At 33.7% G+C, this 15,319-nt stretch carries 12 protein-coding genes; 6 read left to right on the top strand and 6 right to left on the bottom strand.

Features of this window, described 5'->3' with window-relative positions:
- Positions 1–41: 41 nt before the first annotated feature.
- The 6 genes from gyrA to dnaA all read right to left on the bottom strand — a co-directional run bounded on the left by gyrA (position 42) and on the right by dnaA (position 8,972).
- A complete protein-coding gene (gene gyrA, locus BN1242_RS02720; RefSeq protein ID WP_062350958.1) occupies positions 42–2,546 on the bottom strand; it encodes a DNA gyrase subunit A in 2,505 nt (834 codons plus the stop codon).
- Positions 2,547–2,665: 119 nt separating this feature from the next.
- The gene (gene gyrB / locus BN1242_RS02725) at positions 2,666–4,591 is read right to left on the bottom strand and encodes a DNA topoisomerase (ATP-hydrolyzing) subunit B (protein WP_062351214.1); all 1,926 of its coding nucleotides are present in this window, start codon (positions 4,589–4,591) and stop codon (positions 2,666–2,668) included.
- 194 nt (positions 4,592–4,785) lie between these two features.
- On the bottom strand, positions 4,786–5,910 hold the full coding sequence (recF, locus tag BN1242_RS02730; RefSeq protein ID WP_062350962.1) for a DNA replication/repair protein RecF: 1,125 nt from the start codon (positions 5,908–5,910) through the stop codon (positions 4,786–4,788).
- 17 nt (positions 5,911–5,927) lie between these two features.
- Complete coding sequence (gene yaaA / locus BN1242_RS02735) at positions 5,928–6,146, bottom strand: S4 domain-containing protein YaaA (RefSeq protein ID WP_062350965.1); 219 nt, start codon at positions 6,144–6,146, stop codon at positions 5,928–5,930.
- Positions 6,147–6,284: 138 nt separating this feature from the next.
- Positions 6,285–7,427 (bottom strand): DNA polymerase III subunit beta, encoded by a 1,143-nt coding sequence (gene dnaN / locus BN1242_RS02740; protein ID WP_062350967.1) that lies wholly within the window; start codon positions 7,425–7,427, stop codon positions 6,285–6,287.
- Between the two features lie 189 nt (positions 7,428–7,616).
- Positions 7,617–8,972, bottom strand: a complete 1,356-nt coding sequence (gene dnaA, locus BN1242_RS02745) for a chromosomal replication initiator protein DnaA (protein ID WP_062350983.1) — start codon at positions 8,970–8,972, stop codon at positions 7,617–7,619.
- A 640-nt stretch (positions 8,973–9,612) separates the two neighbouring features.
- Here dnaA and rpmH point away from each other — a divergent pair.
- The 6 genes from rpmH to mnmG all read left to right on the top strand — a co-directional run bounded on the left by rpmH (position 9,613) and on the right by mnmG (position 15,315).
- Positions 9,613–9,747: a 50S ribosomal protein L34 gene (gene rpmH / locus BN1242_RS02755; RefSeq protein ID WP_062350989.1), complete on the top strand. Its 135-nt coding sequence runs from the start codon at positions 9,613–9,615 to the stop codon at positions 9,745–9,747.
- A 71-nt stretch (positions 9,748–9,818) separates the two neighbouring features.
- Positions 9,819–10,178: a ribonuclease P protein component gene (gene rnpA, locus BN1242_RS02760; RefSeq protein ID WP_062350992.1), complete on the top strand. Its 360-nt coding sequence runs from the start codon at positions 9,819–9,821 to the stop codon at positions 10,176–10,178.
- A 102-nt stretch (positions 10,179–10,280) separates the two neighbouring features.
- Positions 10,281–11,063: a YidC family membrane integrase SpoIIIJ gene (spoIIIJ, locus tag BN1242_RS02765; protein WP_062350995.1), complete on the top strand. Its 783-nt coding sequence runs from the start codon at positions 10,281–10,283 to the stop codon at positions 11,061–11,063.
- Positions 11,060–11,692: an RNA-binding cell elongation regulator Jag/EloR gene (jag, locus tag BN1242_RS02770; protein WP_062350997.1), complete on the top strand. Its 633-nt coding sequence runs from the start codon at positions 11,060–11,062 to the stop codon at positions 11,690–11,692. Before spoIIIJ ends, jag begins: the two co-directional genes overlap by 4 nt.
- A 312-nt stretch (positions 11,693–12,004) precedes the next feature.
- A complete protein-coding gene (gene mnmE, locus BN1242_RS02775; protein ID WP_062351000.1) occupies positions 12,005–13,390 on the top strand; it encodes a tRNA uridine-5-carboxymethylaminomethyl(34) synthesis GTPase MnmE in 1,386 nt (461 codons plus the stop codon).
- 23 nt (positions 13,391–13,413) lie between these two features.
- On the top strand, positions 13,414–15,315 hold the full coding sequence (mnmG, locus tag BN1242_RS02780) for a tRNA uridine-5-carboxymethylaminomethyl(34) synthesis enzyme MnmG (RefSeq protein ID WP_062351003.1): 1,902 nt from the start codon (positions 13,414–13,416) through the stop codon (positions 15,313–15,315).
- Positions 15,316–15,319: the final 4 nt, after the last annotated feature.

Raw genomic sequence — 15,319 nt, forward strand, 5'->3', positions numbered from 1 at the left:
CCTATAAAAGGGGAAGATTCCCTTAGGAAAGCCTGTTAATATTAATTTTCTTCCGTAATTTCAGCAGTCACATCACTATTTTGATTTTCCTCGTCCGTTACATCAATTTCTTCCTCTTTCGGTACTTTTGCAATCGCACTTACATTGGAGTTTTCATCTAAACGAATTAACTTAACTCCTATCGTATTTCTTCCCGTTTTAGATATATCCGTAACACTCATACGAATAATAACGCCGCTATCAGAAATAATCATAATATCTTCATCTTCCGTTACTGATTTCATCCCAACAAGCGAACCATTTTTATCTTCCACGATATTGCATGTGCGAATACCTTTCCCGCCACGATTTTGAAGACGGTATTTATCTGCAGCAGTTCTTTTGCCATAACCGTATTGCGTAACAATTAATACATCTTCATGTTCTTCCAAAATTTCCATTCCGATTACTTCATCTTCTTTACCTAGTGTAATCCCTTTTACACCAGCCGCAGTACGGCCCATTGAGCGTACATCGGTTTCATGGAATCGGATGAGCATTCCATTTTTCGTTCCGATAATAATATGTTTATTACCATCCGTTAAACGAACGGACATTAACTCATCACCATCTCTTAAAGACAATGCTATTAACCCGTTATTTCTTATGTTCGCAAAGGAAGATAGCGGACTTCGTTTGGAGATACCGTGTTTCGTAGTGAAAAATAAATAGTTTTTCTCCAAGTCTATATTACGGACTGGAATAATGGCATTAATCCATTCGTCTTTATCGATTTCAACGACATTAATAACTGGTATTCCTTTAGCTGTTCGGGAAAACTCTGGAATTTTAAACCCTTTTGTCCGATAAACTTTCCCCTTATTCGTAAAGAATAAAAGATAGTCATGGGTGGATGTCGTAATCAAGTGTTCCACAAAGTCATCTTCATTCGTGTTCATTCCTTGAATACCTCGTCCACCACGTTTTTGTGTACGATACGTTGATAATGGAAGTCGTTTAATATACCCTTTTCTAGTTAAGGTAATAATAATTTGTTCTTCAGGAATTAGATCCTCGTCTTCTAAATCTTCAATTGACTCTTGTGTAATTTCTGTTAATCGTTCATCATTAAATCGTTCTTTGATTTCCGTTAACTCTTCCCGAATGATTGTTAAGATTTTTTCCTCATCTGCCAAAATTGCTTTTAACTCACTAATTAATTTTTGAAGTTCTGCATATTCTTCTTCAATTTTTTCTCTCTCTAAGCCTGTTAATCTTTGCAGACGCATGTCTAAAATAGCCTGGGCTTGCTTATCAGATAGGCTAAAACGAGTCATTAATCCAGTTTTTGCGATTTCTGTTGTTTTTGAACTGCGAATTAGAGATATAACTTCATCAATGTGATCTAGTGCAATCCGCAACCCTTCTAAAATATGTGCTCTCGCTTCTGCCTTCCGTAATTCAAACTCAGTTCTTCTTGTAATGATAACCTTTTGATGTTCTAAATAATAATATAACATCTGTTTGAGATTTAACACTTTTGGTTGTCCATCCACCAGAGCCAGAATGTTTATCCCAAAAGTAGTTTGCATTGCAGTATGTTTAAATAAATTATTTAAGACAACATTTGCATTGGCATCTTTGCGTAATTCCATAATAATTCGCAAACCATTTCTATCTGATTCATCCCGTAGTGCTGAGATGCCTTCAATTCGCTTTTCCCTTGCTAGTTCTGCAATTCTTTCCACTAGTCTAGCTTTATTCACTTGATATGGAATCTCTGTTACTACAATTACTTGTTTTCCGTTAGCATGTTCCTCAATTTCTGTTTTAGCCCGTAATGTAATGGAACCTTTTCCAGTTTCATATGCTCTACGAATACCACTTCTACCCATAATTAACCCAGCAGTTGGAAAATCCGGCCCTGGAATATATTGCATTAATTCTGTTATGGTAATTTCTGGGTTGTAACTTAATGCTAAAATTCCATCAATGACCTCTCCAAGTTGATGTGGGGGAATATTAGTTGCCATACCTACTGCAATACCAGTTGTCCCATTTACTAATAAATTTGGAAATCGAGCTGGTAATACAACAGGTTCTTTTTCTTGCCCATCATAGTTATCTTGGTAGTCAATTGTATCTTTATTTATATCTCTTAAAAGTTCCATAGAGATTTTTGACATTCTTGCTTCCGTATAACGCATCGCTGCAGCAGAATCTCCATCAATGGAGCCGAAATTCCCATGTCCATCTACTAATGGATAGCGATAACTGAAGTTTTGCGCCATTCTTACCATTGTTTCATACACTGCAGAATCACCGTGGGGATGATATTTACCAATAACATCTCCGACAATACGAGCAGACTTTTTATGCGGTTTTTCTGCAACAATTCCTAAGTCATTCATTGCATATAATATTCTTCTTTGTACTGGTTTCAAGCCGTCACGCACATCTGGCAAAGCCCGGGATACAATAACACTCATAGCATAGTCTAAAAACGATGTACGCATTTCATTACTTATATTAATTTCTTTTATATTTGATCTTGATGATTCATTCATCAACGGTACCTCCCTTTCCTCGTCTCTCATGCAGTTTTTCACCCTTTACGGTTTGCTCCTTAAGCAAATAAAAATAAAAAATTTTAAAAGGAGAGCATTTGAAGATATGTAACAACTAGTTAAATATCTAGATTTTTTACATAAACTGCATTTTCCTCAATAAATTGACGACGAGGTTCCACTCGATCACCCATTAACATTTCAAATGTTTCATCCGCATCAATAGCGTCATTTAAGTTAACTTGTAATAATGTCCGATTTTCAGGATTCATTGTCGTTTCCCATAATTGCTCTGGATTCATTTCCCCTAAGCCTTTATAACGCTGAATAGAAGGTTTAGGTTGTGATGGAATTGATTTTAATGTTTCCTCTAATTGCTTATCATTGTATGCATATAAAACCCTTTTTCCTTGTTGAACTTTATACAATGGAGGCTGAGCAATATAGACGTAACCAGCATCAATAATTGGACGCATATATCGATAAAAGAATGTCAATAATAATGTTCTAATATGTGCTCCATCAACATCAGCATCCGTCATAATAACAATTTTATGATAACGCGCTTTAGAAATATCAAATTCTTCGCTTATTCCTGTACCAATTGCTGTAATCATCGCTCTTACTTCATTATTGGATAAAATTCTATCTAACCGTGCCTTTTCAACGTTTAGGATTTTTCCGCGTAATGGTAGGATTGCTTGGAAATTCCGATCCCGTCCTTGTTTAGCTGAACCACCAGCAGAGTCACCTTCAACAATGTATAATTCACAAATAGATGGGTCATTGGAGGAACAGTCTGCTAATTTACCAGGTAAGCTAGAAACTTCCAAAACATTTTTCTTTCTAGTTAATTCACGTGCTTTTCTCGCAGCTACACGTGCTCTTGCTGCCATTAACGCTTTTTCAATAATTTTTCTTGCAACTGTAGGATTCTCCAGTAGGAACTTTTCGAAATGGTCAGAGAAAATAGAATCAGTAATCGTCCTTGCCTCTGAATTTCCTAGTTTCGTTTTTGTTTGTCCTTCAAATTGTGGATCAGGATGTTTGATGGAAATAATGGCAACAATACCTTCCCGAACATCTTCACCCGTTAAATTTTCATCCTTTTCTTTAAAAATATTACTTTTTCGTGCATAATCATTAATTACTCGTGTTAAGGCAGATTTAAAACCGGATTCATGTGTTCCACCTTCATAAGTGTGGATATTATTCGCAAAAGAGTAAATAATACTTGTGTAGCTATCATTATATTGAATGGCCACCTCTACAGATATGCCATCACGTTCTCCCTCAATGTAAATTGGTTCTTCATGAATTAAACCTTTTGATTTATTTAAATGAGTGACATATGACTTAATACCGCCTTCATAGTGGTACTCATCTTTCCTCTCTTGATTTTCACGTTTATCTTCAATGGTTATTTTTAAATTTTTGTTCAAAAAGGCTAATTCACGAATACGATTCGCTAATGTTTCATATTCATATTCTAATGTTTCTGTAAAAATCTCTGGATCCGGAGTAAAATGGGTGATTGTACCTGTCATATCGGTCTCACCAATTATTTTTAAATCGAAACAAGGTACCCCACGTTCATATTTTTGATAGTGAATTTTTCCATCACGATGAACAAATACTTCAAATTCTTTTGAAAGTGCATTAACAACAGATGCACCGACACCGTGAAGTCCACCTGAAACTTTGTAACCGCCTCCGCCAAATTTACCCCCAGCATGTAATACTGTATGAATAACTTCTACAGCAGGACGACCTGTTTTCTCATGTGTGTCTACTGGTATTCCCCGACCATTATCTTTGACAGTAATACTATTATCAGCCTCAATAATTACATTTATTTCAGAACAATACCCTGCTAAAGCTTCATCTATACTATTGTCAACAATTTCCCATACTAAATGAATTAATCCTTTTACACTAGTAGAACCAATATACATACCTGGTCTTTTTCTAACCGCTTCTAATCCTTCTAAAACTTGAATTTGGTTAGCATCATATGACGTTTGTAACAAATCTTTTTCTTCCATTGCCATGAAACTCACCTACACTTTCTAATAACTAGGCTGTGTTAAAGTATCGTGTTAACCTTTAGAAAAATGCTTATTTGCCTACCGCTTCATGCGAGTTGTGTCGTGGTGCAATTTTTCAGTCATGTAAAATTAACAACAATATTTAACAGAGCTAATAACAAAAAGGTCTAAAAATTAATTACTCTTCAAAATCAATTGCTTTCAGAAGTAATTAATTTACCATTTACCACATGAAAAGTTTCCGCTTCTCTTAATGTTTGATGGTCAATTCCTTCTACACTTGTTGTAGTAACGAATGTTTGTACTTTTCCTTGAATAGTACTTAATAAATGTGATTGGCGATAATCATCCAATTCTGATAATACATCATCTAATAACAACACAGGATATTCATTGACTTCTTTATGAATTAATTCAATTTCTGCTAATTTAACTGATAACGCTGTAGTGCGTTGCTGTCCTTGTGAACCATATGTTTGAACATCTCGATTATTTACAAAAAAATGCAAATCATCTCTTTGTGGGCCAAATAACGTAACCCCTCTAATCATTTCTTTTTCTTTAACTTTTTGATACGTATCTAAATATACATTAACCATTTTCGACAAATCATCGTCTTCTGATACGTTAACGGAAGGTTTATAATAAATCGCCAGTTTTTCTAACCCGCGAGAAATGTTTTCATGAATTTCCATTGCCCAATTTTCAAGCTGATGAATAAATTCATATCTTTTTTGTATTATTTTTACCGCTAATTGAACTAGTTGCTCTGTATATACATCTAAAATCGTTTCATCTTTCGACTGTTTTGATTGCATAAGTTTTAAATAGCGGTTACGCTGTTGTAATATTTTATTGTATTGGCTAATTTCGTGCAGGTAAATTGGGGAAACTTGGCCAATTTCCATATCTATAAAGCGTCTTCTAATGGACGGGCTGCCTTTTACGATATTTAGATCTTCTGGTGCAAACATTACTATATTAAAATTTCCAACGTATTGGCTAAGGCGAGGCTGTTCTAGGTGATTGTATTTTGCTTTTTTCCCTTTTTTGGAAATAGTTAATTCAAGCGGTATTGAGTTGTTTCGTTTTTCAATCCGTCCTTCTATTTTAGCATATTCTTTGTCCCATTGGATAAGCTCTTTATCATTTGTTGTTCGATGTGATTTTGCCATTGATAAACAATAGATGGCTTCCATCATATTCGTTTTACCTTGTGCGTTTTCTCCTAAAATAACGTTAACCTTGTTTTGGAAAGAAGCTGATAAACGATCATAATTCCTATAATTAGTTAATTCTAACTCCTTTATATACATAATATGGACATCCTTATTTATAACTCAACTTTAATTATAAAAGTACCATGTTCCTGAATCTCAATCTTATCTCCGTCTCTTAATTTCTTTCCTCGACGGTCCTCTAATTCACCGTTTACTTTTATTGGATATTCTGATAAAAACCACTTTGCCATTCCACCCGTTTGAATGACATCCGCAACTTTTAAAAATTGGCCCAAAGTTATATATTCCGTATCAATAGCTATCTCTCTCATTATACACGAATCCTTTCTACTTCTCCTTCTTTCTATTTTACTAAATTTTTATAAAAAGAACAAAGTCCATAACAAAATTTAGCTGCCAGTACTTACTGACAGCTTTTACTTTTTTCCCGAATTGTATCACCTGAGATACTAAAATGTTCTAACAGGTAATAATAATTGTAAGATTGTTTCGTCCCCATTGGATTTAATGATGAACGGACGCATTGGTCCAGTGAAATAAATACTAATTTCTGTACCATCAATAGCTTTTAATGCATCTATCATATATTTTGCACTAAAAGAAATTTTTATTTCTTCCCCTTCAATATTTAAGCTTTTTACTTTTTCTACTACTTTCCCAATTTCTGGAGTATAAGAGGACACTTCAATAAACTGTTCGTCAATGGTAGTAAATTTAATGACATTGTTTTTTCCGTCTCTTGCAAGTAATGAAGCACGGTCTACCGCTTCTAAATATTCTTTTGAATTTAACTTAATAATCGTTTTACTATCAGTAGGAATTAACCTTGAAGTATCAGGATATTTTCCTTCTAATAGTCTGGAGAAAAATAAAACATGTTTCGCTTTAAATAATATTTGATTGTCAGTAATGATTATTTGCACATCATCATTTGTATCATCTAAAATTTTCATCAATTCACTTAAACTTTTACCTGGAATAACAATATTGTGAATTTCATTATTAGTTAAAGCAGAATGGATAGATAATTTTTTTAACGCTAATCGATGACTATCTGTTGCAACGGATAGGAGTTCGTTATTTTCTATCGTCCAGTTTACTCCAGTTAAAATTGGACGTGCTTCCGATGTAGAAACAGCAAATACGGTTTGTTTAATTAATGTTTTTAATAAGTCATTGGAAATAGTAAACGTTGGTTCTTCCGTAATTTTAGGTAAACGAGGATATTCCTCTGCATCTAATCCATGTAAATCAAATTCTGCATTTCCAGAGCGAATAATTGTTTTTAAATGATCCTCTACTGTAATTTCCACAATATTTTCCGGCAGCTTTCTAACAATTTCACTAAAGAAACGTGCTGGTAATACGATAGCTCCATGTTCTATTATTTCTACAATTTCCATATCCTCTTCTTCATTAGGAATAAAAGATTCAATAGAAATATCTGAATCGCTACCTGTTAAAGTAACACCATTTTCTTTTGTTTCAATTTTTATTCCAGTAAGTATAGGAATTGTTGTACGAGATGCTACTGCTTTTAAAACATCTTGGACACTTTTAATTAATCGCTCCTTTTGGATAAAAAACTTCATTTTCGGTCCTCCAATATATTATTTATATATATATAAAAATAATAATAATAGTAATAGGTCGTGTGAATATGTGGATAACCCTGTGAAATAGAGTAAAAGACAGTCTATCCACATGTGGACAGACTGTGTATAATCCTGGTTGATTTATTAACAGTAAAAAAAATAGTTGTTAATAACATTTCAGACGAATTACTGGATATGGGATTTAAGTTTTGACTCAATATCTTTTAATTCCTTTTGAAATTGAGTATCTGATTGAATTAAATTAGAAATTTTTTCATGGGCATGAATAACAGTTGTATGGTCTCTGCCGCCAAATTCTTCGCCAATTTTCGGAAGTGAAAAGTCTGTTAATTCTCGTGACAAATACATAGCTATTTGTCTTGGGAAGGCAATGGATTTTGTCCGTTTTTTTGCTTTAAAGTCTTCTAATTTCACTCCGTAATATTCACCGACCGTTTTTTGAATATCTAGTATGGTAATAACTTTAGGTTTAGAACTTGGAATAATATCTTTTAGTGCATCAGCAGCAAGGTCAGCTGTAATATCGCGGTTCTCTAAAGAAGAAAAGGCAACAACACGAATTAATGCACCTTCAAGTTCTCGAATATTGGAATCAATTTGATTAGCAATATACAACATCACTTCGTTTGGAATATCGAGTCCTTCTGCCTTTGCTTTTTTTCGCAAAATAGCAATTCTAGTTTCTAAATCAGGTGGTGTGATATCTGTAATTAATCCCCATTCAAATCGGGAACGGAGTCGGTCTTCTAAAGTTGGAATTTCTTTTGGTGGCCGATCACTTGAAATAACGATTTGTTTTCGCTCATCATGTAATGCATTAAATGTATGGAAGAACTCTTCTTGAGTTGATTCTTTACCTGCAAGAAACTGAATATCATCAATAAGTAAAACATCTACTTTACGATATTTATTACGAAACTCAGTAGCTTTATTATCCCTAATCGCATTAATGAACTCATTTGTAAATTTTTCAGAAGATAAATATACTACTTTTGCCATTGGATTTTGATCTTGTACAAAGTGACCAATTGCTTGCATTAAATGAGTTTTTCCAAGACCAACTCCACCGTAAATAAACAGAGGGTTATATGCTTTTGCTGGAGCCTCTGCCACAGCTAAAGAAGCAGCATGGGCAAACCGGTTACCAGAGCCAATTACAAATGTATCAAATGTATATTTAGGGTTTAGCATACTATTATTATGTTCATTTTGTTGGGTGTTTTGATTATTTAGTTCTTTCGGCGGCTGCATGTCTTTAATATTTACTTCATTTGTGTCTGGGATGGTAAATTTAATCTCTATTTCTTCTCCAATTAAGTCTAATAAAACGGAGGAAATTAGAGATGTATAGTTTCCTTGTAACCATTCTTTAGCGAATTCATTAGGAGCTTCAATATATAATGTATTTCCTTGAAGAGAAGATGCTTTAGTAGCTTTTAACCAAGTTTCAAAGCTTGGTTTACTAACCTTTTTCTCAACTAAAGCTAATGTCTTCTGCCAAAGGTCATCTATGTTTTCCAATGATTTCCCTCCTTGACCATGCTCCCTTATTAAAGGAAAAAATAGCTAGCAATATACGTGTTCTATATAAAGAAAAAACAAACACGAAGAAATATTCTTTATTCAGAACAAAAAAATAGGAAAGTAGTAATAATATTATATTATAAATGCATATAATTTAGTGGGAAAGTAAAAAGAAAGTTTAAATAGCATTTTTCGACAAAATCCACATATTGTGGACAAAAAACTACACAAAGTATGAATAACTTATTAACATGTTATTAACAATTTGTGGATAACTTTTCTGCAAGAAGTAATTATTCACTACTAAAACACATATCATCATAACAAAAAAAAGCATATGAGGCAATGCTTTTAATAAAATATCCACAGGGGAGTAAGCTTGTTAATAAAAAATATCCACAACTGGATTAATTGTGCAAAAAATGTCGATATGTTGTTAATAAATGTAGAACGGTGTCGAAATACTATCCACAAGTTAGTAACGAATACCGTATTTTACATGTGGAAAATGGACAAGCTTCTAACTGGAGAAAAATTTTGTAAGGAATATTTTTCAAGGTTGACATTCGCTACGTTAACTTTATATAATTATAAGGACTTTCTTGAACTGTTTTCCTCGAATAGGGAGGTGTCATAAATGAAAAGAACGTATCAACCAAAAAAACGTCAAAGAAGTAAAGTACATGGTTTTCGTGAAAGAATGAGTACAAAAAACGGACGCAAAGTAATTGCAAGACGTCGACGTAAAGGTAGAAAAGTATTATCTGCATAAGTCACTGGCTAATCAGTGGCTTTTTTTATAGCTTATGTTTGTTACATTAAACATAAATAGTAGGTGTAAAGATGAGAAAGAAATTCCGATTAAAAAAGGATCAAGACTTTCAGTTAGTATTTAAAAAAGGGAAATCTTTTGCTAATAGACAGTTTATTATTTATAAAAATGAAAAAGAGAAGCAAGCATTTTTTCGAATTGGTTTATCAGTAAGTAAGAAAATAGGCAATGCCGTTACTAGAAACAGAATTAAAAGATACATACGCCAAACATTTCATGAACTAAATGACCAAATTGCAAAAAACTATGATTATGTCGTGATTGCTCGAAAGCCAGCAGCAGAAATGAGTTTTAAAGAAGTGAAAAACAGTCTCATCCATGTTTTAAAAATTGCTAGAGTACTGAACCAAAATAAAGAAGGAAGTAAGTAAGTGAATAATGGTTAAAAAATAGTTGAAAATTTGTTTATTCTCTATGAAAATAGGTAAGAAAGATGATAATATATTATTAAAAAGGCAGGGGGAGCTTTTTTAGTGAAGAAATCGTTAACAATCATTAGTTTAATTTTTCTCGTATTATTATTATCCGGTTGTACAGAGGTAAACGAACCTATTAGTCCGGATAGTACTGGAATATGGAATCAATTTTTTGTTTATCCGCTTTCATGGTTAATTATAAAAATTGCCCATTTATTCGGAGGTACATGGGGTTATGGACTTTCTATTATTATCGTAACAATCATTATACGCACAGCGATATTGCCATTAATGATTCACCAAATGAAAAGTATGAAAATGATGCAACAAATGCAGCCGGAAATTGAAAAGTTAAAGCAAAAATATACTTCAAAAGATGCTGTAACCCAAAGAAAATTGCAAGAAGAACAAATGTTATTAATGCAAAAACTTGGTGTGAATCCTTTAGCTGGATGCTTACCAATATTAATTCAAATGCCAATATTAATTGCTTTCTACCATGCGATTGTACGGACAAAGGAAATACAGGCTCACTCTTTTTTATGGTTTGAGTTAGCAAGTCCAGATCCATTTTTTATTTTACCAATTATTGCAGCTTCGACAACATTTTTACAACAAAGGATAACAATGGCAGGTAATCCAAATCAAAATCCGCAAACAGCGATGCTTATGTGGATGATGCCATTTATGATTCTAGCATTTTCTTTATTTGTACCTGCTGCGCTGCCATTGTATTGGATTGTTGGAAACATTTTTTCTATCGTACAAGCTAAGTTTATTAAAACACCAGAAATTAATGTCCAAACTGCTTCTGGTCGTCCGGGAGGAAAGAAAAAGTGAAACAAGTAACGGCTACTGGCCCATCTATTGAAGAAGCGGTGCAAAATGCTTTACTAGAATTAAATACAACGGAAGATCGTGTGGAAGTAAAAATTATTGACGAAGGGAAAAAAGGGATTTTTGGAGTTTTCGGTTCACGTCCTGCAGTAGTGAAAGTAACAGTTGTCATTAATCCAATTGCGGAAGCAGAAAAATTTTTGAAAGCTGTTTGTTCAGAGATGGATATTGATGTGCAGATTAATATTGAACAAGAAGATAGAAATGTACGGTTTGAATTAACAGCTGATAAGGCCGCTTTATTAATTGGTAAAAGAGGACAAACATTAAATGCTTTACAAAGCTTGACACAGCTATTGTTAAATCGGTACTCAGAACAATTTATGATTGTACAGTTGGATGCGGAAAATTACCGTAAAAAGCGCGAAGAGAGTTTAACTATTTTAGCAAATAGGCTTGCAAGTAAAGTAGTCCGAGAAAAAAAGGAAGTAAAATTAGAGCCAATGCCTTCGTATGAAAGGAAAATTATTCATGCGGCATTATCTGGTAATAAGGAAGTTACTACATATTCAGTAGGTTCTGATCCGAATCGTCATTTAGTAATAGCACCAAATAGTAGTGTTAATAAGTAATTATTAATTTATGAACCTGTCAAAACTTAACTGATTTTCATACGAATAATCAGTATAGGGGATAGGTTCTTTTTTTGTCTACTTGTCGCTTTTAGAATTTCTACAGTAAATTTCTTATACAAGATTAATTAACATGGGGATAATTATTGAATAAAAAAGAAAGATTAATTTATTCACATGTGAATAAGTTTATTTTCCATAACTTTCGTTTTAAAATATAGTATGATATTCTATTTCAAGATATCCACAAAGAAAAAAATAGCGTATTTTATTAATAGATTTTTTTGACAACACATTGGAGGTGACTAATGAATGGATTATGATACAATTGCTGCTATTTCTACCCCGTTAGGTGAAGGTGCAATCGGAATAGTAAGGATAACAGGAAATAATGCTATTGCAATAGCAGACAAAATATATGTAAGCCCAACTGGGAAAAACTTAAAAAACGCAAAATCACATACCATTCATTATGGATATATAGTAGATCCAAAAACAGCAGAAAAGATGGAAGAAGTAATGGTATCGGTAATGAGAGGACCGAAAACATTCACAAGAGAAGATGTAATAGAAATAAACTGTCATGGTGGCATATTGTCAGTTAATCGTATTCTTGAATTGGTGCTTACTAACGGTGCAAGGTTGGCAGACCCAGGGGAATTTACGAAACGGGCATTTTTAAATGGACGGATTGACTTATCCCAGGCGGAAGCAATTATGGATCTAATTCGTGCAAAAACAGATCGAGCGATGAATGTTGCACTAGGGCAAATGGAAGGTCGGCTTTCCAAACTAATTCAAAAGTTACGACAAGAAATATTAGAAGTATTAGCACATATTGAAGTAAATATTGATTACCCGGAATATGATGATGTAGAAGAAATGACTAACAAAATGCTATTGGAAAAAGCAACATATATTAAATCTGAACTTGCACTATTATTAGAAACGGCAAAACAGGGAAAAATATTAAGAGAAGGACTAAAGACAGTTATTATTGGCAGACCAAATGTCGGAAAATCCTCTTTGTTAAATAGTTTTGTTCATGAAAATAAAGCAATAGTAACGGATATACCCGGTACAACGAGAGATGTTATCGAAGAGTATGTAAATATTCGTGGGATTCCACTAAAATTAGTTGACACTGCTGGTATTAGGGAAACAGAAGACTTAGTTGAAAAAATTGGTGTAGAACGTTCTAGACAAGTAATAAAACAAGCGGATTTAGTACTATTAGTTTTAAATAATAATGAAGAACTAACACCTGAAGATGAACAATTATTTTCTTTAATAGAAAATTTAGATGCTGTAATCATTATTAATAAAATAGATTTACCAAAAAGAATGGATGAAGAAAAAGTTAAACAATTAGCAGCAGGGCGTAAAATTATAACTACATCCATAAAAGAAAGTAAAGGAATCGATGAATTAGAGAAAACGATCGCAAATATGTTTTTTGCTGGTGAAATAGGTAGTGATGACTTAACGTATGTAACAAATGCAAGACATATTGCATTAATAAACGAAGCATTACAATCTATTAATGATGTGCTATTTGGTATAGAATCGGATGTCCCAATTGATATTCTACAAATTGATATGACGAAAACATGGGAATTACTTGGAGAAATTATTGGCGAAAATGTTCATGATGAACTAATTAATCAATTATTTTCTCAGTTTTGCCTTGGAAAATAGTTTTTATGTTAGGGGGTTTGTCCATGTTCACATATGAAGCTGGACAATTTGATGTTATAGTAGTAGGTGCTGGTCATGCGGGCTGTGAAGCAGGTCTAGCCGCAGCTAGAATTGGCTGTAAAACATTAATGTTAACCATTAACTTAGATATGGTTGCTTTTATGCCATGCAATCCATCAATAGGTGGTCCCGCAAAAGGAGTTGTAGTACGGGAAATAGACGCTTTAGGTGGGCAAATGGCAAAAGTTATTGATAAAACACATATTCAAATGCGGATGCTTAATACTGGAAAAGGACCGGCAGTTCGTGCATTACGTGCACAAGCGGATAAAGTGTTATATCAACAAGTAATGAAACAAACGATAGAAAATGAACCGAATTTACAACTTGTACAAGGAATGGTGGATCGTCTATTAGTTGAAAATGGAATTTGTAAAGGTGTAATTACGAAGACGGGAGCAATCTTCCGTTCTAAAACGGTTGTATTAACGACTGGAACGTTTCTTCGTGGAGAAATAATTATCGGTGAATTAAAATATTCAAGTGGTCCAAACAACCAACAACCATCCATAAAACTATCAGAACACCTAGAAGAATTAGGTTTTGACATTGTTCGTTTTAAAACTGGTACACCACCAAGAGTAAATAGTAAAACAATTGACTACTCAAAAACGGAAATTCAACCTGGAGATAAAGAACCGAGAGCATTCTCTTATGAAACAACAGAATATATTACAGATCAGCTACCTTGTTGGTTAACTTACACAACAGAGAAAACTCATCAGATTATTGATGCAAACTTACATCGATCTCCAATGTTTTCTGGTATGATTAAAGGGTCTGGACCAAAATATTGTCCGTCGATAGAGGATAAAGTTGTTCGTTTTCATGACAAACCTAGACATCAAGTATTCCTTGAGCCTGAGGGTCGTCATACAGAAGAAGTATATGTGCAAGGGTTATCGACAAGTTTGCCTGAAGATGTACAACATCAATTAATCGCAAGTGTACCTGGGCTTGAAAATGCACAAATGATGCGTCCTGGATATGCAATCGAATATGACTCGATTATTCCTACCCAACTTTGGCCAACACTAGAAACGAAAAAGATAGAAAATTTATATACAGCTGGACAAATAAATGGGACAAGTGGCTATGAAGAAGCTGCGGCCCAAGGGATTATGGCAGGAATTAATGCTGCACATAAAGCTTTAGGAAAAAATAAAGAAGTAATCTTAAAACGTTCAGATGGCTATATTGGTGTGTTAATTGATGACCTTGTAACAAAAGGTGCCGCGGAACCGTACCGATTGTTAACGTCAAGAGCGGAGTATCGATTATTATTAAGACATGATAATGCTGATTTACGATTAACCGAAATTGGCTATGAGGTCGGCCTCATTTCAGAAGATCGTTACCAAAAATTTTTACAGAAAAAATCTGCAATAGAAGCGGAAATTAACCGTCTGCGCTCGATTATTATTAAACCAAATGAAAAAACACAATCGCTAATTAGAAGTGTCGGTGGTAGTGAATTAAAAGATGGAATCAAAGCATCAGACTTATTGAAACGTCCAGAAATGACATATGAACATATTAAAGAACTCGTACCTTCTAATGAACCGCTGAATCATGAAATAGAAGAACAAGTAGAAATTCAAATAAAATATGAAGGCTATATTGAAAAATCCACACAACAAGTGGAACGGCTAAAGAAAATGGAAAATAAAAAAATTCCTTTAAATATTGATTACGATGCAATTAATGGATTAGCTAATGAGGCTCGTGAAAATTTGAAAAAAATACATCCGTTAACGTTGGCACAAGCTTCCCGCATATCTGGGGTAAATCCTGCTGATATTTCCATCCTTCTTGTTTATTTAGAACAAGGGAGAATTGCCCGCGTAAATAATGAAAATGATTAAAGAG

The organism is Bacillus kwashiorkori (assembly GCF_001375515.1).
Lineage (GTDB): Bacteria > Bacillota > Bacilli > Bacillales > Caldibacillaceae > Bacillus_BK > Bacillus_BK kwashiorkori.